This is a genomic window from Massilia sp. DJPM01, from assembly GCF_030348125.1.
GTDB lineage: Bacteria > Pseudomonadota > Gammaproteobacteria > Burkholderiales > Burkholderiaceae_D > Telluria_A > Telluria_A frigida.
The window spans coordinates 27653-47028 of the sequence record NZ_JAQOZV010000042.1 but is presented as its reverse complement, the minus strand read 5'-3'; the positions used below and the strand labels follow the sequence as shown (position 1 = coordinate 47028).

Below are 19376 nucleotides of genomic sequence, written 5' to 3'. Positions count from 1 at the left end.
TGCTCTTCACGGCTTGACTTCGAACTCTCCCACAAACACCGTTTCGCTGCGCTCCTTCAGGCGCAGCGTGATCGACTGCTCTTTCTGGCGCGGCGTGCCGAACGCCGTAAACAGCTTTACCTGCAAGGTCGTCGCGCCCGCCACCAGCTGCTGGCGGTTGCCGTAATAGTTTGCCTCGATCCGGTATTTGCCGGGTGCGGCGCGGCGCAGCGAAAACTCTTCCGGCCCATAGCCGCCCATGAAATCGTTCGACATGCGCGCGCCCTGGCTCGTCAAGCGGTGCTGGTAGCTCGATTTTTCGCCGTTCGGCGCCGTCACCCACAAGTCCATATCGCTGTTGTCGGCGTCCCAGGTCAGCACCACGCGCAAGTCGAGCGGCAGGTTGGCGCGCAGGCGCGGATCGATGCGGCGCACGTCCAGCGGCTTGGCCGACGCCGCCACAATGGCGTTGATTTCAGCCAGGACGATCGTCTCGATATCCGGAAAGCGGCCGTCCCAAGGGCGCTCGACGACCTCGTACAGCGTATCGATCGCTTCCTGCGTGCGGCCGGTGGCCGCCAGCGCCAGGCCCAGGTCGCGCCAGGACTGCGGTTCTTCACCGGCCAGGCGCCGCACCTTCTCGAATACCGGCACTGCAAGTTGCGGCGCATTCGCCTGCAGCAGGCGATAGCCGAGAATGCGCAGCACCGCGCGGTTTTCCAGGTCCATTTCGGCCAGGTTGGACAGTACCCGCAGCGCCAGGTCGCGCTGGCCTTTCTCCAGCAGGATGTCGGCGGCGTCGAGGTAAAAGGCGCTGCTGTCGGCGTAGTCCGGTTTCTGGTCCAGATAGATGGCGTACACGGTGCCGGCATCGGCCTCGCGCAAGCGCTGGATGTAGGGCGCGTTCGGCACCCATTTTTTCAGTCCCATGCCAATCGCGGGAGCGCTTTGCCCGGCCATCGTTTCGTGCTGCAGCACCAGCATCCCGGGTTTGAAATTGCTTCTTTCATCCACGGCCGACGAGAACCTGTTGAAGCCGGCCGGCGCATCCGCCACCATCTTCGCGGAAGGCGCTGGTGCCGGCGCCGCCATAACTGGCCGCGAATATTCCTGGATGAGTACGGGCGCGGCCTTCACCGGCACGCGCGGGAAGGTGGTGTTCCACCAGGCCGTGCGGTTCTGGAAATTCCTCACTACCTCGTCAAGGTGCTTCGAGCGCGCCGCGCCGCGACCGGCGTTGAGCAGTTCCTTGCGCTTGCGCCAGGCGTCAAGATCGTCCGCCGGCGGTTCGATCTCGTAGCGCACGTAGTCGTCAAGCGTCTCCAGCACGATCAGCGAGGTATCGCGGGTCGGGATGCCGAAGCGGCGTCCGATGCGGGCAATTTCGGCGCGATGCAGGTCGGCGTCCGCTTCGAGCGCGCGCAGGCGCATTGCCGCCCAGGTCAGTGCGGCCAGGGGATGCTGCGGCGCGCCGGCGTCCACCTGCAGTTTGATGGTGTCGGTCTTTGCGCCGTTCGCCAGCGTCACGGACAAGGTGGCGTCGGGTGCCAGCAGGCGTCCTGTAATGCGCAGCATGCCGCCTTCGACCGTTCCGGTGCCGGCTTGAATATCGGTCGCGCCGGTCGCCTCCACGTGTTCGACCCGCGCCGGAGCGAAGATCAGCGCACCGATACTGTCCGTTGCGCGTTCCCCGATCCTGATGAACTGGCCATGATGACGTTCGGCCAGCGCTGCCAGGCGGCCGCTATCGGCCGACAGCGCCGAGGTCAGGGCAAACAGCGACTGGTGCGGTGCCAGCACGGGCGCCTTGGCCGGTCCGTAGTTGGACAGGCCGTCGCTCATGAGCAGGTACTGGTCGATATCCGCTTGCGGCTTCCAGTCATTGAGTGCGCTGGCGCCGTCGTAGCGGGTGCTTTCCAGTGCGCGCCGCAGTGCGCTCCAGTTGCCGCCCCGGATATCGAACACTTGCTGCGCTTCCGGGCGGTCGCGCAAGCGCGTCAGGCGCACCTGCACCTGTCCCAGCGCGCGGAAGTACTGATCGAGGGTGGCCAGTTCGGCGTTGATGTCGCGTTTCTCGGCCGATCCGGAGCTATCCCACAGCAGGCCGATGATGCGCGGTGGCGTACGCCGTTCCATGACTTGCGCAACCGGGATCTCGGCCAGGAACCAGCGTTCGCCGAGGCGCTTCTCGGTGTAGACGCGCGTTTTGCTGCCGGCGGCGGTCCGGATGACGATATTTCCGCTGGCCGTAAAGTCCTGGCGCCGCATGTGTGCCTGCCAGGCGCCCGCATCCGGCTCGAACTGCAAGCCGGGTTCCAGTCCGTCCACCACCGGCGCCGTGGTGGCGCCGTTCACGCGGACGGTGAGGTCCATGTCGCGCACTTTTCCGTATTCGAGCGGCAGCCGCCAGGTCGCCAGGCCACCGTGCTGGGACAAGGCTTCGCCGTAGCTCAGTTCCACCGTGCGTGTACTGCGCCCCATGATCGGATACACGCGCAGCTTGAAGTTGTTCCCCTCGGTGACTTCGAGCAGGGCCGGGTCGACCCCGCGCCGGACGATTGCCTCGAATACGGCGCGGCCACGCTCTTTTTCGACCGGAACCGCAGGGCGCATCTTGCCGCCGATGTCGAGGGCGAAGGCATTGATCTGCTGGCCCGCGAGCAGGGGGAATTGCAGATTGCCTTCGAGCTGGCGCGGGTTCGGGTTGTAGAACACCATGCGCACGGTGGTCTGGGCCATATTGCCGCTGATGACGGCACTGACGGTCAACTGGCGCAGCTCGATCGGCTGGGCCGCTGCTTCGGTTGGCATCAGGCGTACCGGCCGTGGCTCGGACATGGTGCGCGATGCGTGGGTGAGGGGGCAGGCGAGGCACAGCAGCGCCGCGCCTAAAAATCGGTTCAACATGGGAGGCTCCGGTTGGCCGGTCGTACCGGCATTGCCTGTGAAACGGAGCAGCGGGTGAAAAGGGGTTAGAACGGAAGCAAAACGCGCTGTTTTTTGTCGAAATATTGTTTCTTTATGGCATTGAAAAAGAATATTCGCAAACGTGCGGACGAAAAAAAAGACAGGCAAGCTGTCTTTTTCTTCTCACTACCGGTGAAACTTACTTCATTGCTGCGTCTTTTTTGGCTTCAGCATTGTCGACAGCTTTGTCGGCTTTGGCTTCTGCTTTGGCTTTTTTCGCTTTCGAATGCGCTTTTGCCTTCGATTTGGTGGCGTCAGCGTTGGCTACAGCGACGTCGGACTTGGCTTCAGCGTGCGCTTTTTCTACTTTTGCATCAGCTTTGGCATCGGCTTTGGCTTCTTTTGCGTCGGCTTTGGCGACCGCTTTCATTTCTTTCGCTTCTGCTTTGGCCACTGGTGCGGCGGGAGCGGCAGGAGCCTGGGCGAAAACCGAGGTAGCGAACAGACCGGCGATCAACGATGCGATAACTTTTTTCATGGTGTTTCCTCAGTGTGGTTATATGGTGGAGCAATTCTTGGGTGCTACAGAGTCACTAACGCGGCCGCTTGTGCATCAGTTGACGCGATTTACAACTACTTACATTCAGCTCAGTTAGCTGGCGAACAGTCGTGCGGCCTGCCTGGCTCTAGACTCGGCAAAAAAAACCACCAAGCGGAGGTCGCCGTCATGGCGGATGCACTGAAGGTCTATCGGTCCAAGCGCAATTTCTCGATCACGTCTGAACCGGCCGACGGCGGCGAACCCGCGGCCGGCGCGCTGACCTTCGTGATCCAGAAGCACTGGGCCAGCCGCCTGCACTACGACTTCAGGCTGGAACTGGACGGCACCATGAAAAGCTGGGCCGTGCCCAAGGGGCCGAGCTACGACACCAGGGACAAGCGGATGGCGGTGCACGTCGAGGATCATCCGATCTCGTACGCCAGCTTCGAGGGCACGATCCCGGAAAAGCAGTACGGTGCCGGCAAGGTGATTATCTGGGACAAAGGGACCTGGCAGCCGCTCGACGATGCGCGCAAGGGCTACGAGAGCGGGAACCTCAAGTTCGAGATGCACGGCCATAAAATGCACGGAAAATGGGTGCTGGTGCGGATGAAGGGCAAGGGCGAAAAGCGGGAGCCCTGGCTGCTGATCAAGGAAAAGGACGATTTCACCAGGCCCGCCGCCGAGTTCTCGGTCGTCGACGAGATGCCCGACAGCGTCGGCAAGCTGCCGATGCCGGGCTTAAAAGCCGTGAAAGCGAAGGCAAAGGCGGCGCCTAAGGCCGGCGGCCGTGGCATGCCCGAGGGCGCGCTCAAGGCGGCCCTGCCCGCATCGCTGTCGCCGCAACTGGCGACCCTGGTCGACCAGCCGCCGCCTGATCCGGCCGACTGGATCTTCGAGGTCAAGTTCGACGGCTATCGCTTGCTGGCCCGGGTCGACGGCAAACAGGTGCAGCTGTTTACCCGCAATGGCCACGACTGGACCCACAAGCTCGAAGCGCTGCACAAGGAACTGGTCGAACTCAAGCTGCCGGACGGCTGGTACGACGGCGAAATCGTGGTCCATGACGAGAACGGACGGCCCGATTTCGGCCAGTTGCAGCTGGCCTTCGATGGCGCGAACACCGCCGATATCGTGTACTTCCTGTTCGATGCGCCGTACTTCAAGGGCTACGACCTGCGCGACGTGCCGCTCGAAGCGCGCCGCGCGCTGCTCGGTGCCGCGCTGGAAAAGACGGCGTCCGGGGCGGTGCGGTTCTCAAGCGAATTCGGCACCGATCCCGGGGAACTGGTCGTTGCCGCCTGCAAGCTGGGACTGGAAGGGGTGATCGGCAAGCGGCGCGACTCGCGCTATGTCACGCGCCGCTCGCCCGACTGGATCAAGCTTAAATGCGGCCAGCGCCAGGAATTCGTCATCGGCGGCTATACCGATCCGCAAGGCGCGCGCGCCGGCATCGGCGCGCTACTGCTGGGGACCTACGACAAGGATGGTGTGCTGCAGTACGCCGGCAATGTCGGCAGTGGTTTTACCCAGGCCGTGCTGCGCGACCTGAAAGACAAATTAAGCGCCCTCGATACCGGCGAGAGCCCGTTCCCGCCCAAGGCGGTCGCGGGCCGCAAGCACCATTGGGTCAAGCCCACGCTGGTCGCGGAGGTCAGCTTTGCCGAGTGGACCAGCGCGGGGGCAATCCGCCATGCCGTATTCCAGGGCCTGCGCAGCGACAAGCCAGCCAAGGGAATCCGGCGCGAAGTGGCCAGACATGTGGAGGATGTGATGCAGACGCAAACGACGACGACGGCCAAGACCAAAGCCAGGGCCGCAAGCAGGAAGACCGAACCGGTGGCACCGGAAGGCAAGCTGCCGGCCACGCTCAAGGTCACCCACGGCGAGCGGGTGATCGACGCGCAAAGCGGCACCACCAAGATCGACCTGATTCGCTATTACGCGCTGGTCGGCACGCTGATGATGGAGCACCTCAAGGGCCGGCCGGTGTCGCTGGTGCGCGCGCCGGCCGGCGTGGGCGGCGAGCTGTTTTTCCAGAAGCATGCGGAAGTGGGCAAGCTGCCCGGCGTGAAGCAGATGGACCCGGCGCTCGATCCCGAGCATCCGCCGATGCTGGAAGTGGGCGGCGTGGGCGGCATTTTATCGGCGGCGCAGTGGAACGTGGTGGAGTTCCACACCCAGAACGCCATCGGCAAACGCTACGAGACGCCCAACCGCATGGTGTTCGACCTGGACCCGGGCGAGGGCGTCGACTGGGCCGCCATCCAGGAAGCGGCGCAGCTGATGCACGCGTTTCTGGACGAACTGGGCCTGCCGTGTTTTCTGAAGACCAGCGGCGGCAAGGGCTTGCACGTGGTGGTGCCGCTCAAGGGCGGCCTCGATTGGGATACGGTCAAGGACTTTTCGCAGGAAGTGGTGCGCCATCTGGCGGCCACGCTGCCGGACCGTTTTGCGTTCAAGAGCGGGCCGAAAAACCGGGTTGGCAAGATCTTCATCGATTACCTGCGCAACGGACGTGGCGCCACCACCGCGTGCGCGTGGTCGGCGCGGGTGCGGCCGGGGCTGGGGATTTCGGTGCCGGTCGGGTGGGATGAACTGGCCGGACTCAAGTCGGGCGACCAGTGGACCGTGCATAACGCGCACACGCGGCTGGACCACGGCAACGCGCCGTGGGCCGGCTACGCGAAGGCCGCCAAAACGCTGACGGCCGCCATGAAGAAGCTGGGCTTCAAGAAGGAGTGACGTTGCGCGCGCGGGCCGCCGGCCCACGCGCTTCACGCTTACTTGATGTTCAGCGCGGCCCGCACGCCGGCGCCGTAGGCAGTGTCGGCCTTGTCGAAGTGCGCCAGTTGGCGTTGCAGGATCTCGTCGTCTACCTGGCTGAGAGGACCGGCCAGGTTGGCGCACAGGTTCAGCTTTTCCTGCGGCGTGAGGAGGCGGAACAGGTTGCCGGCCTGGGTGTAGTCGTCTTCCATGCCGCGCCCGTCGAAGCGGCCGGCGCCGCCGCGCAGTCCCAGTTCCGGTTCGCCGTGGCCCATGCCGCGCGGGGCGCTGCCCACCGCGTTGACGGTGGCGTAGTTCTGCGCGGCGCCGCCGTTGTGCACCGCCATCGTGCCGTCGCGCTGCTGGTTGTGCATCGGGCAGCGTGGCGCGTTCACAGGCAAGTGCTGGTGGTTGGTGCCGACCCGGTACAACTGGGCGTCGTGGTAGGCGAACAGGCGGCCTTGCAGCATCTTGTCCGGCGAGTAGCCCATGCCCGGCACCGCGTTGGCCGGCGAAAACGCTACCTGTTCGACTTCGGCGTGGTAATTGTCGGGATTGCGATTGAGCTCGAAGATGCCGACCGGCTGGAGCGGGAAGTCGCGGTGCGGCCAGACCTTGGTCAGGTCGAACGGGTTCCAGCCAGTGCGCGCTTCCCAGTCGTCCAGTTGCTGCTCGGTCGCTACCTGGAGGCGTACTTCCCACTGCGGGAAGTCGCCGCGTTCGATGGCGCCGAACAGGTCGCGCTGGGCGTAGTCCGGATCTTCGCCGGCGATGCGCGCGGCATCGGTCGCGGACAGGTTCTTGATGCCCTGGCGCGTCTTGAAGTGCCATTTGACGTAGACACGTTCGCCGGCGGCGTTGATCAGGCTATAGGTGTGGCTGCCGAAACCGTCCATGTGGCGGTAGCCGTCCGGGGTGCCACGGTCGGAAAACAGCATGGTCACCTGGTGCAGGCTTTCCGGGGCCTTGCTCCAGAAGTCGAACATCATCGTCGGCGACTTGAGATTGCTGCGCGGGCAGCGCTTTTGGGTGTGGACGAAGTCGGGGAACTTGATCGGGTCCTTGATGAAGAACATCGGCGTGTTATTGCCGACCAGGTCCCAGTTGCCTTCTTCCGTGTAGAAGCGCAGGGCGAAACCGCGCGGATCGCGTTCGGTGTCGGCGCTGCCGCGCTCACCGCCAACGGTGGAGAAGCGGGCGAAGGTCGCGGTTTGCTTGCCGATGTCGCTGAACAGTTTCGCTTTGGTGAGGTGGCCGATGTCGTGCGTGACGGTGAAGGTGCCGTAGGCGCCAGAACCTTTGGCGTGCACCACGCGCTCGGGAATGCGCTCGCGGTTGAAGTGCTGGAGCTTTTCGATCAGGTGGAAGTCCTGCAGCAGCAAGGGGCCGCGTGGACCGGCGCTGATGGAGTTCTGGTTGTCGGCGACCGGAATGCCGGAAGCGGTGGTGATCTGTTGGTCTTGGCTCATGCTTGCAACTCCTCAGTGGTGATTCGATGTGAGGAGTGTAGTTGAGTCAACTATTTAGTCAAAGGCAATTAAATATATCTCAATGATAGTCTATGGCAATCGCCAGCTATTCCTTCTCGACGACGATACCGCGACCATATCCGCCATGCGCGCGGGAGAGCAGCATGCACACCATATAGCCTTTTTCACCTTTTGCCATGGTCTCGACCACGTTGCGTTGATCGGCGTATTCCTCAGTGGCGCGCAGTTGTTCCGCCGTTTTGCCGGATTTTTTGATCTGTTCGGCCAAGCGTTCCTTGTCGACGCCCAGCTTGGGGCACTTTGCGAGGGCATAGTCGGCCGACGCCATTGCTCCCGCAACCTGGGCTTGAATGGCATCCTGCTCGGTGACGTCGGCGAGTGCCGCGCCGGCGCTCAGCGCGAGCAGGGCGGTAACCGCCAAAGTGGCAAATTTCATGGTGATGTCCTGTTAAACGTTGGCAGCTACACTGCGAAGCGATCAACATTATCACATGAACATCGCCCATGTCGGGGGCTCAAACATTCTCGTTCTTGCGAATCCCGCGCACGTTCAGGGCCAACAGGCCGGCGTTGAGTGCGATGAGGGCGTACGCTGCTTCGCCCCAGCCCCAGGCGATCCACATCAGGTTACCGACGATGAGCATCCAGAACGCGACGATGCGTTTCCCCGGTTTTTTGGACCCCATCCACCATGCGGCGGCAAGGCTGATCGCCATCGCCGGCCACTCAAGTAAAGTAAAGATCTCTTCCATGCGTCTCCTGCCAGCTCACGCGGCCTTGCGCCGTGCCGGCGCCGCCTTGGCCGGCGCCGCCTTCGGTTTGGCGGCCGGTTTCGCGGCTGTTTTTGCGGCGCTCTTGGCTACCGTCTTGGTCGCGGTGGTTTTCGATGCCGACTTGCGCGGCTTGACTGGGGGCGCTTCCTCGTCGTCGGCATCGTCCTCGTCGTCGTTGGCCGCCTTGCCCTTGCCAGGCTTCTTGCCCAGGCTTTGCTGAAGCAGTGCCACCAGGTCGATGACGTTGCCTTTGCCGGCCGGCGCCTTTTCCTTCTCCGGCATGGTGATGGTCTTGGTCTGTCTGGCCTTGACCTTCTTTTCGACCAGCGCCAGGATGTCCTCGCGGTAGGTGTCGTGGTACTGCTCCGGTTCCCAGTCCTCGCTCATGCCTTCGACGAGCGCCATCGCCATCTTCAACTCCTTGTCCGTGATGGCGGCGGTCTTCGATTTGGCGGTCGGGATCTTGAGTTCATCGGTGGGACGGATCTCGTCGCTGTAGCGCAGCGTGTTGAGCACGATCGTGTCGCCCTCGCACACCAGCGCCGCCAAGTGCTGCTTGACGCGGATGATCACCGTGGCGATGCCGATCTTGCCGACCTTGCGCAAGGTTTCGCGCAGCAGCGCATACACCTTGTCGCCGCCCTTGCCGGGCACCAGATAGTAGGGCTGCTCGTAGTACAGCAGCGGCACCGTGCCGGCGTCCACGAACGCCAGGATGTCGATGGTGCCGGTCGCCTCGGGGTTCGCGCGGCGCAGGTCTTCCTCGGACAGCACCACGTATTCACCGTCGCCGTACTCGTAGCCCTTGACGATATCGTCCCAGGCGACTTCCTTGTTGTTCCCCTTGTTATATCGCTTGAAGCCGACCGGCGAGAAGTCGCGGCGGTCGAGCATGGTCAGGTCGAGCGCGTTGTCGCGCACCGCCGGATGCATCTCGACCGGAATATGCACCAGCCCGAAGCTGATGGCGCCTTTCCATAGACTGCGTCCCATATGCCGGTCCTTTCCTTAGCCTACGCTGCCTGTGACCGGCAACACGATGCCGGTGATATAGCTCGAACACACCGCCGAGGCCAGGAATACATACGCCGGCGACAGCTCCTCCGGCTGCGCCGGACGGTGCATGTCGGTGTCCTGCCCGAATTTGGCGATCTTCGCGGGCGGCTGGTCGGCCGGATTAAGCGGCGTCCATACCGGCCCCGGCGCAACCGCATTCACGCGGATGCCCTGTTCCAGCAGATTGGATGCCAGCGACATCGTGAACGCGTGGATCGCGCCCTTGGTGGCCGAGTAATCGAGCAGCTTGCCCGAACCCTGCAAGCCGGTGACCGAGCCGGTATTGATGATGGCCGCGCCCCGCTTCAGATGGGGCAGGGCGGCTTTGGCCATGTGGAAGTAGCCGTATATATTCGTGCGCATGGTTTCGTCGAAGCGCTCTTCGGTCAGGTCCAGCAACGACGCCGCATGTTCCTGGAAGGCCGCGTTATTGACCAGCACATCGAGGCGCCCGAATTGCGCGACGACCTTGTCGACGGCCTCCTTGCAGAATGCCATGTCCTTGACATCGCCCGCCACCATGACGCAGCGCCGGCCTTCGGCCTCGATGCAGCGCTTGGTTTCTTCCGCGTCTTCATGCTCGTTCAGGTAAAAAATGGCCACGTCGGCGCCTTCGCGCGCGAACAGCACGGCCACTGCGCGTCCGATGCCCGAGTCGCCGCCGGTGATGATGGCGGTTTGCCCTTGCAGCTTGCCGCTGCCCTTGTAGCCTTCGGCCATGAAGCGCGGTTTGAGTTCCATCGACGCTTCGATGCCCGGCTTGACCAGGTGCTGCGACGGCAGCGGCGGCGCCGGCTGCACCGGGCCGCCGGTCTGCACCGCTTCCTTGCCTTCTTCCTTGCTGGCCGAGGCGTCTCTCTGATCCTGCCTGCCCTGGATCGCGCGCTGCTTGGCGGCGACCGCCTCGACTTGTAAATTCAGTCCGTTCTGATCCGTATTTGCCATGGTGCTTGCTCCCTTCAAACAGGCAGTATCCGACCGGGGCGCAGGGCTGACGGTGCGCCCGCGCACACTGCACACGCGTTGATGTTTGCCGCTTTGGTGCTTTATGGCAAACTGTGAGGCGGGCAGACGCAAGGTATGTTGCCACTGCGTATTTATCCCGCATGATTTCGTGCTCAAGGAGACCCGATGGCGCAGCAGATTGGACTTTTTCTGAATCCGGTAGGACAGCGTCGGGTCGATTTCCAGGGCATGTACGCCGACATGTTCGCGCGCCTGTTCATTGCCGACGGCACCGAGCAGGCCACGCTCCTGCTGGGGCAGGAGCGGGTCGACCTGCTCATCATCGATCTCGAACGGTTTGACAGCAGCTTCGATCTTGACGCGATCGCCGAACTGATCGCGCGCCGCGCCGGTGCGCCGGTGCTGCTGCTGTGCCCCTTCATCAGCGCCGGCTGGCTGCCCGCGCTGATGAAAGCCGGTCCGCTGGCCTACGCCATCGCGCCGCTCGACGATACCGACCTGCGCGCCGCGATCACGGCCCAACTGGACGCGCCCACCACCTCCGGCACGCCCGCCGACGACCTGCGCGCGCTGCTGGCGCTGCGCACCCGCATGCAGCGGGCGCTGCTCGATGTGGACGACATCACCAACGTGGCCGAGCAGATTTGCGTGGCGCTGTGCGACGTTTCCGGCGCCGTGCACGCCTCGCTGTTTCGCATGGACGCACCGGGCGACCTGCAGCTCGAAGCGCAGTATTCGCCCACCGGCCTGAATCTGGCGCGCGTGCTTCACCGCAGCGACAGGCTGCTGCAATCGCCGCTGCGGCATGCTTTTCCGGGCCTGGTCGCCGCGTGCAGCAACGAGATGGCCCTGCTCGACGCGCCGGCCAAGGCGGGCGAGCCGGAACTGGCGCTGTCCCTGGTCGACAAGGGCGTCGAGATGGTCATCGGGCTGCCGCTGGGGTCTGCGCCGGGGAGCGCGCTGGCCGGATCGCTGTGCCTGATGTTCGGGCGTGCGCGCCAGTTCAGCTGCGCGGAACTCGATTCGTTCATGGCGCTCGCCCAGCTGGCCGGCTTTGGCCTGCGCATGGCCGCGATGAGCCGCGAGAACGAAGCTTTGCTGGGACGGGTGACGCACCTGGCCACGGTCGATGCGCTGACCGGGGTGGCCAACCGGCGCCACGGCGAGCACCTGCTCGAACTCGAAATCAAGCGCGCCCGCCGCTACAAGGTGCCGGTGGCGCTGATCGGTTTCGACATCGACCGCTTCAAGGCCATCAACGACCAGTTCGGCCATCCGGTGGGCGACGCCGCGCTGCGCACGGTGGCGGAAGTGACCCAGTCGGTGCTGCGTGCCAGCGATGTGCTGGTACGCTCGGGCGGCGAGGAGTTTCTGATCATCGTGCCGCATACCAGTGCGATCGACGCGCTCAAGATCGCTGAAAAGATCCGCGTGGCGGTGGCGCAGACCGATATCGCGGGCTGCGACCGCCTCACCATTTCGCTCGGCGTGGGCCAACTGGCGGACCAGGAAAGCGCCGATGCGCTGATGCAGCGGGTCGCCGCGGCGCTGGGCCGCGCCAAGCGCGCGGGACGCAACTGCGTGGAGCTGGCGATGTCGTAAGGTCCGTCGCCTGCGCGGGAGCGACGAACGCGCGCGCGCGACGGAGGGTATAATCCGCCATCACCGGCGCAAAGGATAGACAGATCAAGTGGGCATGCTGCATTGGTTAAGAAACTACCAGCGCGTGTCGCTGCCCGGTGATATCAGCGCCGGCATCGTCGTCGCCCTCATGATGATCCCGCAGGGGATGGCGTACGCCCTGGTGGCCGGCCTGCCGCCCGTGGCCGGCATCTACGCCAGCATTCTCCCTCCCATTCTGTACGCGCTGTTCGGATCGAGCATGACCCAGTCGGTCGGCCCGATGGCGATCATTTCGCTCATGACGGCGGCCGCCCTGGCGCCGCTCGCCGCACCCGGCTCCGGCCTGTATAGCGTGCTCGCCGCCCAACTGGCACTCGCTTCCGGCGCGGTGCTGCTGCTGTGCGGCCTGCTGCGGCTCGGCTACGTGGCCAATTTTTTCTCGCGTCCGGTCATGAGCGGTTTCACCATCGGCGCCGCGATCGTGATCGCCTTTGGACAGTTGAAGGTGCTGGCCGGAGGCGCGCTGCCGCAGGTGCACGTGCCGAGCGCCATGCTCGGTGGCGGGGCGATCGTCTTGCTGCTGCTTGCAAAATACTACCTCGCTGCGCTGCTGCGCCGCGCCGGCTTGCCGGCCGGCGCGGCCGATATCGGCGCGCGCCTCGCTCCCATGCTGGTGGTGCTCGGCGCCACGCTGCTGTCGGCCGTCATGGACTTGCCGGCGCTGGGCGTGCAATGCACCGGCGAAGTCGCCTCCGGCCTGCCTGGCCTGAACCTGGCCACCTCCGGCGCCCACTGGCGCGCGCTGCTGCAACCGGCCCTGCTGATCGGGTTCATGATCTTTTTGCTGGGGATGTCGGCCGCCCAAACGCTCGCCCTCAAGCGCCAGGAAAAACTGCAAAGTAATATGGAGCTGATCGGCCTGGGCGTGGCCAACATCGGCAGCGCGCTCACGGGCGGCCTGCCGGTCACCGGCAGCCTGTCGCGTTCGGGGGTGAATTTCGCCGCCGGCGCCAACACGCCGCTGGCGAGCATCATCACCGGCGTGCTGCTGGCACTGGCGCTGGTCGCGCCGACCGGCTGGCTGGCGCTGCTGCCGCTACCCGCGCTGGCCGCCACCATCATCGTCGCGGTGCTGGGCATGCTGGAGCTGGACACCTTGCGTACCGCGTGGCGCTACGACCGCGGCGACGCGCTGGCCCTGCTGGCGACGGCGGGCGGCGTGATCGCGCTGGGTGTGGACTATGGCGTCGTTCTCGGCGTGCTACTCTCGCTCGGCACCCTGATCTGGCGCGCCAGCCGCCCGCATATCGCGGTCCTGGGGCGGATCGCCGGCACCGAGCATTTCCGCAATATCGAACGTTATCCCGCCGGCACCGTGCCCGACGTGCTGATGCTGCGCATCGACGCCAATCTCTTTTTCGGCAATGTGGAAGCGGTCAACGCGCGCATCGAGGAAGAACTGGCGCTGCATCCCGCCACGCGCCACCTGGTGCTGGTGATGACGGCGGTCAGCTCGATCGATACCTCGGCCCTGTTCGGCCTGGGCGAACTGAATCTGGCGCTGCGCCAGCGCGGCATCGGCTTGCATCTGGCCGAAGTCAAGGGGCCGGTGATGGACCGCCTGAAAGCGAGCGACCTGATTGGCGCGATGAATGGCAGGATTTTCCTGAGCGCGGCGATGGCGTCGGACGCGCTGGCGCTCAAATGAAGTCGCATTTCGACCGACTCGGCTACGCACTGGTGCCCGCCGTGCTGTCGGCGGGCGATTGTGCGGAGCTGGGCGAACTGGCGCAGCCGGCCGCCGCGGCGTCGGGCGGCACGCGCTGCCTGCTGTCGCAACCGTGGTGCGCCGCGCTGGCCGCGCGCCTGCGTGCCGATCCCGCGCTGGGCGCTTGCCTGGACCCCGATGCGCTGGCGGTGCAGTGCACCTACTTTGAAAAGTCGGCGGGCCGCAACTGGCTGGTGCCGATGCACCAGGACCTGAGTATTCCGGTGGCGGCGCGGGTCGACGCCCCCGCCTTGCGCGGCTGGTCAGTCAAGGAAGGCGCCATATTCGTACAGGCGCCGCCGGCACTGCTGGAGGAGCTGGTGGCCGTGCGCCTGCACCTGGACCCGTGCGGCGCGGACGACGGCCCGCTGGTCGTGGTGCCGGGCTCGCACCGCGCGGGCGTGATCGCAGCCGCCGGCGTGGCGGCCGCGCGCGCTGTCACCCCGGCTGTTGCATGCATCGCCGGTATCGGTGGGGTGCTGGTGATGCGCCCGCTGCTGCTGCATGCGTCGTCCAAGGCGCTCGGGCAGAGCCGGCGCCGGGTGCTGCACTTCGTCTTCGGCCCGCGTACCCTGCCGTACGGACTGAAATGGAACGTCGCCGTGCAAACCTGCTAGTGACCCGGCGGTGCGCCTTGTGTACTATGCCGGTATCAGAAAAACCGGATCCGGAGACCGACCTTGGACGACTTCATCGAGATTTACGACAATGCCCTGAGCAGCGAACAGTGCGCGGCCATCATTGCGCGCTTCGACGCCAGCGGCAAGGTCGCGCGCGGCAAGACCGGCAACGGCGTCGACACGGCCAGGAAGGATAGCTACGACCTGACCATTTCCGCGCACGAGGAATGGCAGGACGTGGCGGGTATCCTGATGGAGGCGCTGCGCGAGCATCTGTGCGCCTATTTGAACAAGTACCGCATGATGCTGATCGGCGCACTGTCGCCGCAGGTGATCCATCCGGTGACCGGCGAACCGGTGGTGCTGTCGCCGGAGAATTTCGACGAGTGCGGCACCGCCCACATCGATGAGCTGATGCGCATGATGTACCGCGCCGGCCAGATCAACGTGCAAAAATACGTGCGGGCCAGCGGCGGCTACCATCACTGGCATTCCGAGATCTATCCGCAGAACGCCAGCTGCGAGAGCCTGCACCGCGCATTGCTGTTCCAGTTCTACCTGAACGACGTGGAAGAGGGCGGCGAGACGGAGTTCTACTATCAGAAGCGCAAGATCGACGCGCGCCAGGGGCGCCTGATCATCGCGCCGGCCGGCTTCACCCATTCGCACAAGGGCCACGTGGCGCGCAGCGGCGACAAATATATCGCCACCTCCTGGATCCTGTTCCAGCGCGCCGAGGTCCTGTACGGCGCACCCGCCTGATCGCGTCCCCCGTCTTCCACTTCCACTTCCACTAGCAATCGTCAAAATCATGAACCAATTCTTGCGCTACCTGATCGCCCAGGCCTACAACAATGCCTGGGCCAATCACCGCCTGCTGCGCGCCTGCGCCGAACTGCCGCAGGCGGAGTTTGAACTGGCCACGCGCACCAGTTTTTTCCCGTCGATCAAAATGACGCTCAATCACAAGCTGACGGCCGACTGGTTTTATATCGACGCCATCGAACGCGCGGCGCGCGGCGACCAGCCCCATCCCGATTACTGCGAGGCGTTCTTCGAGCCGGAAGAACCGTTTGCCACCTGCGCCGCATTGTGGGCCGCGCAAAAACTGAGCGACCAGCGCCTGATCGCCTATTGCCTCCAGCTCGACGAGGCCACGCTCGCGTGCGACGTCGGCATCCTGCGCGACGACGGGCTCAAACTCGACACGCCCGCGCGCCTGCTGGCGCACCTGTTCCAGCACCAGATCCACCATCGTGGCCAGGTGCACGCCATGCTCGCCGGGACCGGCGTCGAACCGCCGCAGTTCGATGAATTCTACAGCCGTGGCGAGAGCGAAGACCGGGCGCCGGACTTCGCTGAACTGGGTTTCACCGAGGCCGATGTCTGGGGTGCTTGAGCCCGTGACAAGCGGCGATCACCCGTGGTAAATTACAATTGTAACTAAAAGTAAGTATTCTGGCGCAAGCCCCGCAACTTCACAGGCACCCCACATGCATCAAACCAGGCGTCGGCACGTTCACGCCGTTTTCACCCTTGCCGCCCTAGCCGGAACGCCGGCCTTCGCACTCGAGACCCAGGCCAGCGGGCGGATCGGCTTCGGCGCGAGCTTCCGTACCGAGGAGTCGGCGCCGCACTTGCTGGTTCCGTACAACGCGTCGGAGGTGGGCCTGTCCGGGGTCGCCAGCGGGGGCCAGAACAGCGACGACGCCAACCTGAACTTCCGGCGCGGCGATGCCGTCTCGCGCGCGCTCAAGGGCTATCTCGACCTGACGGCGCGCGAGGGCGGCTTCAGTGCGCTGCTGCGGGTCAAGGCCTGGCACGATTTCGCCTTGAGCGGCCATCCTCGTGCCTGGGGCAACAGCATCAACGGCTACACCGCCGGGCAGCCGCTCGACGATGCCGGTGGCGCGCGCCTGTCGCGCTTTTCGGGCGTGGCGCTGGGCGATGTCTTTGTTCAGCACAGCGTGCAGGCCGATGGCGTGCGCGTGCTCGGGCGTCTTGGACAGCAGTCGCTCGCGTGGGGTGAACGCAGCGGTTTTCCCGGTGGCCTGTCCGCGATCAATGCGGTCGACTTCCCGGCCCGGCGCCGCCCCGACGCCGTGCCGCAGGAAGCCCTGGTGCCGGCGCCCATGCTGTTCGCGCGCGCCGAGGCGGACAACGGTGTCGGGGTCGAAGGCTTTTACCAGACCCGCTTCCGGCCATCGGCGGTGGACCTGTGCGGTACCTTCTGGGCCACTACCGACTACGTTGCGCAAGGCTGCGACCATGCCCTCACCGGGCCGATGCCGATTAGCGACCGGGCGCGCCTGGCGCGCGGCGCGTTCGTCAAGCGCATGGACGATCCGGCCCCCGCCGGCGACGGCCAGTATGGCGCCGCCCTGACCTGGAAGTCGGTGCCGCTGGCGCTGGACGTGGGCCTGTACCATGCGCGCTACACCAACCGCAGCCCGCTGCCGGGCGCGCGCAAGGCGCAGCGGACCGGCGCCGGCTTGATCGCGGGCGACCCGGATGGCAAGAACATGCGCTACTTCACCGAGTACGTGGGCGGCATCGCCATGACCTCGCTGACGCTCGCGCACCGGCGCGCGCACGGCAGCCTGTTCGGGGAGCTGACCTACCGCCCCAAGCAGCCGATCCAGCTGCCGCCCGGGGATTTCTTGCCGGCCTTTGTCAATCCCGCTGTCGTTACCTTGCTGCGCAAGGAGGTCGATGCGCTCGCGCCAGGCGCGCTGTATCACGCCTACGACCGCTATCGCACCTATCAGTTGCAGGCCGGGGTGCAGCAGGACTGGCCGCTGGTGGCCGGGATTGCCATCAGCACGCTGGGCGAAGTGGTGCTCAAGCGCGTGGCCGGACTGCCCGATCCGTCGGTGCGCCGTTACGGCCGCGCCGACCAGTATGGCAATGGCCCCGTTAACGGCGCCTGCCCGGTCACCAGCAGCAATGCTGCCCGCCAGTGCAGCGCCGACGGCTATGTGAGTCCGAGCGCCCATGCCTACCGGGTGCGGGTGGACGCGCGCATGGCGCAGGTGGTGAAAGGGCTGAACCTGCACGCATGGGCGCAGCTGCAGCATGAAGTGAAGGGATGGTCGTACGATTTTCTTCTCAACGAGGGTCGCCGCACCATGAACGTGGGCCTGCGCATGGAATTGTTCAAGCGCTACGTGGCCGAGGTGGCGTACCAGCCGGTCTGGGGTGGCGTCTACAACACCCAGGTCGACCGCGATGTGGTGTCGGTGTCGATGGCCGTCAAGTTCTGACGACACGCCGTACGCACCGATCCGGTGCGCATGCGCCGTGGCGGTGCGCCTGGTCACCGTTCGCGGGCGCGCCGCACCGTGAGCGTGCCTCGCGCGCTGGCACGCATCCTGCTCTTTAGGCAGGTATGCGAGATTGCCACCAGACCGATCCTACCCACAGTGCATGGCACGCCAGCCTGCGGCTGCGCTTCGCCGGCGATGCGGGCACCACGCGCCTGATGGAGCGTGTCCACAGCGGGCCGCTGCGCGTGCAAAAGCCGCTGTATCCGGAAGGTCCGCGCATTTGCCACGCCATCATCGTGCATCCGCCCGGCGGCGTGGTGGGCGGCGACCGGCTGTCGGTCGGCATCGGCGCGGGTGCCGCGACCCACGCCTTTCTCACCTCGCCCGGCGCCGCCAAATGGTATCGCGCCAACGGCAAGGTTTCGCGCCAGGAGGTGCTGATCGACGCCGGCGCCGGCGCGGCGGTCGAATGGATGCCGCAGGAAGCGATTTTCTTCAACGGCGCCCGCGTGGCGCTGGAACAGCGGGTCGAGCTGGCGGCGGACGCCAGCTACATCGGCTGCGACATCCTGTGTTTCGGCCGGCGCGCCTCGGGCGAGACTTTTGATAACGGCACCATCAGCCAGCACACCCAGATCCGCCGTGGCGGCAAGCTGCTGTGGTGGGAGCAGGGCGCGCTGCACGGCGGCAGCGCGGCCATGCACAGCCCCCTGGGCCTGAACGGCGCCAGCGTCTGCGCCACCCTGGTCGGCGTGGGCAAGCCGGCCGGCGGTGCGTTGATCGACGCCATGCGCGCGCTCGATCCGGCGCTAGCCATCACGCAAATCAAATCGGTGTTCGTCGCGCGCTACCTGGGCAACGACAGCGAAAGCGCGCGCCGCGCCATCTTCAGCGTGTGGCAGTTATTGCGTCCGCACCTGCTCGGGTGCGCCGCGCCGCTGCCGCGCATCTGGAATACCTAGACAAGAGAGCACAATCCATGGACCTGACCCCGCGCGAAAAAGACAAGCTGCTGATCTTCACCGCCGCCTTGCTGGCCGAACGGCGCATGGCGCGCGGCCTCAAACTCAATTATCCGGAAGCGGTGGCCCTGATCAGCGCGGCCATCATGGAGGGCGCGCGCGACGGCAAGACCGTCGCCCAGCTGATGTCCGGGGGCGCCGCCATCCTGACCCGCGCCGACGTCATGGACGGCATCGCCGAGATGATCCCGGATATCCAGGTCGAGGCGACTTTCCCGGACGGCAGCAAGCTCGTGACCGTCCACAACCCAATTCCCTGAGGGCCGACATGAGCATGATACCCGGCGAATACCTGCTGGCCGACGGCGACATTGAAATCAACGCTGGCCGCGCCACCCGCACCGTGGTGGTGGCAAACAGCGGCGACCGGCCGATCCAGGTCGGCTCGCACTTCCACTTTTTCGAGGTCAATACCGCGCTGCGGTTCGCGCGCAGCGCGGCGCTCGGCATGCGCCTCAATATCGCCTCCGGCACCGCCGTGCGTTTCGAGCCCGGCCAGCAGCGCACCGTGGAACTGGTGGCCCTGGGCGGCGAGCGCATGGTGTTCGGCTTCAACGGCCTGGTGATGGGCGAACTGCCGCCGCACGGAGGCAACTAGC

Annotated in this window: 17 protein-coding genes; 10 read left to right on the top strand and 7 right to left on the bottom strand. The window is 65.2% G+C overall.

Translation table 11 applies throughout. The features are described 5' to 3' along the window. Positions 1-6 precede the first annotated feature (6 nt). Positions 7-2886: a VIT domain-containing protein gene (locus PO883_RS23580; protein ID WP_289311915.1), complete on the bottom strand. Its 2880-nt coding sequence runs from the start codon at positions 2884-2886 to the stop codon at positions 7-9. 199 nt (positions 2887-3085) lie between these two features. Continuing rightward, positions 3086-3424 carry a hypothetical protein gene (locus tag PO883_RS23575; protein ID WP_289311914.1) on the bottom strand — a complete coding sequence of 113 codons (339 nt, stop codon included), beginning with the start codon at positions 3422-3424 and terminating at the stop codon, positions 3086-3088. Between the two features lie 189 nt (positions 3425-3613). On the opposite strand from PO883_RS23575, the gene ligD reads away from it, so the two are divergent. Continuing rightward, on the top strand, positions 3614-6172 hold the full coding sequence (gene ligD / locus PO883_RS23570) for a DNA ligase D (protein ID WP_289311913.1): 2559 nt from the start codon (positions 3614-3616) through the stop codon (positions 6170-6172). A gap of 38 nt (positions 6173-6210) precedes the next feature. Here ligD and PO883_RS23565 read toward each other — a convergent pair whose 3' ends face one another. From PO883_RS23565 to PO883_RS23545, 5 genes are all read right to left on the bottom strand, one after another. Beyond that, positions 6211-7662, bottom strand: a complete 1452-nt coding sequence (locus PO883_RS23565) for a catalase (RefSeq protein WP_289311912.1) — start codon at positions 7660-7662, stop codon at positions 6211-6213. Positions 7663-7768: 106 nt separating this feature from the next. Then, positions 7769-8119: a hypothetical protein gene (locus tag PO883_RS23560; protein ID WP_289311911.1), complete on the bottom strand. Its 351-nt coding sequence runs from the start codon at positions 8117-8119 to the stop codon at positions 7769-7771. 79 nt (positions 8120-8198) lie between these two features. Then, positions 8199-8435 (bottom strand): hypothetical protein, encoded by a 237-nt coding sequence (locus PO883_RS23555; RefSeq protein ID WP_289311910.1) that lies wholly within the window; start codon positions 8433-8435, stop codon positions 8199-8201. Positions 8436-8450: 15 nt separating this feature from the next. Then, positions 8451-9449, bottom strand: a complete 999-nt coding sequence (locus tag PO883_RS23550; RefSeq protein WP_289311909.1) for a Ku protein — start codon at positions 9447-9449, stop codon at positions 8451-8453. 15 nt (positions 9450-9464) lie between these two features. Further along, positions 9465-10457 carry an SDR family oxidoreductase gene (locus tag PO883_RS23545; RefSeq protein ID WP_289311908.1) on the bottom strand — a complete coding sequence of 331 codons (993 nt, stop codon included), beginning with the start codon at positions 10455-10457 and terminating at the stop codon, positions 9465-9467. Positions 10458-10643: 186 nt separating this feature from the next. Here PO883_RS23545 and PO883_RS23540 point away from each other — a divergent pair, with 186 nt between their 5' ends. The 9 genes from PO883_RS23540 (at position 10644) to PO883_RS23500 (ending at position 19375) form a co-directional block, all read left to right on the top strand. After that, on the top strand, positions 10644-12080 hold the full coding sequence (locus PO883_RS23540; protein WP_289311907.1) for a diguanylate cyclase: 1437 nt from the start codon (positions 10644-10646) through the stop codon (positions 12078-12080). Between the two features lie 94 nt (positions 12081-12174). Beyond that, positions 12175-13809: a SulP family inorganic anion transporter gene (locus PO883_RS23535; RefSeq protein ID WP_289311906.1), complete on the top strand. Its 1635-nt coding sequence runs from the start codon at positions 12175-12177 to the stop codon at positions 13807-13809. After that, positions 13806-14486, top strand: coding sequence for a phytanoyl-CoA dioxygenase family protein (locus tag PO883_RS23530; protein WP_289311905.1), 681 nt, complete (start codon positions 13806-13808; stop codon positions 14484-14486). Before PO883_RS23535 ends, PO883_RS23530 begins: the two co-directional genes overlap by 4 nt. 63 nt (positions 14487-14549) lie before the next feature. Continuing rightward, entirely contained in the window at positions 14550-15251 is a 702-nt protein-coding gene (locus PO883_RS23525; RefSeq protein ID WP_289311904.1) for a 2OG-Fe(II) oxygenase, read from the top strand. Positions 15252-15300: 49 nt separating this feature from the next. Further along, positions 15301-15888, top strand: coding sequence for a DinB family protein (locus PO883_RS23520; protein ID WP_289311903.1), 588 nt, complete (start codon positions 15301-15303; stop codon positions 15886-15888). A 94-nt stretch (positions 15889-15982) separates the two neighbouring features. Continuing rightward, the gene (locus PO883_RS23515; RefSeq protein WP_289311902.1) at positions 15983-17752 is read left to right on the top strand and encodes a DUF1302 domain-containing protein; all 1770 of its coding nucleotides are present in this window, start codon (positions 15983-15985) and stop codon (positions 17750-17752) included. Between the two features lie 125 nt (positions 17753-17877). Further along, entirely contained in the window at positions 17878-18717 is an 840-nt protein-coding gene (locus PO883_RS23510; RefSeq protein WP_289311901.1) for an urease accessory protein UreD, read from the top strand. Positions 18718-18734: 17 nt separating this feature from the next. After that, positions 18735-19037, top strand: coding sequence for an urease subunit gamma (locus tag PO883_RS23505; protein WP_289311900.1), 303 nt, complete (start codon positions 18735-18737; stop codon positions 19035-19037). A gap of 14 nt (positions 19038-19051) precedes the next feature. After that, positions 19052-19375, top strand: a complete 324-nt coding sequence (locus tag PO883_RS23500; protein WP_289311934.1) for an urease subunit beta — start codon at positions 19052-19054, stop codon at positions 19373-19375. Position 19376: the final 1 nt, after the last annotated feature.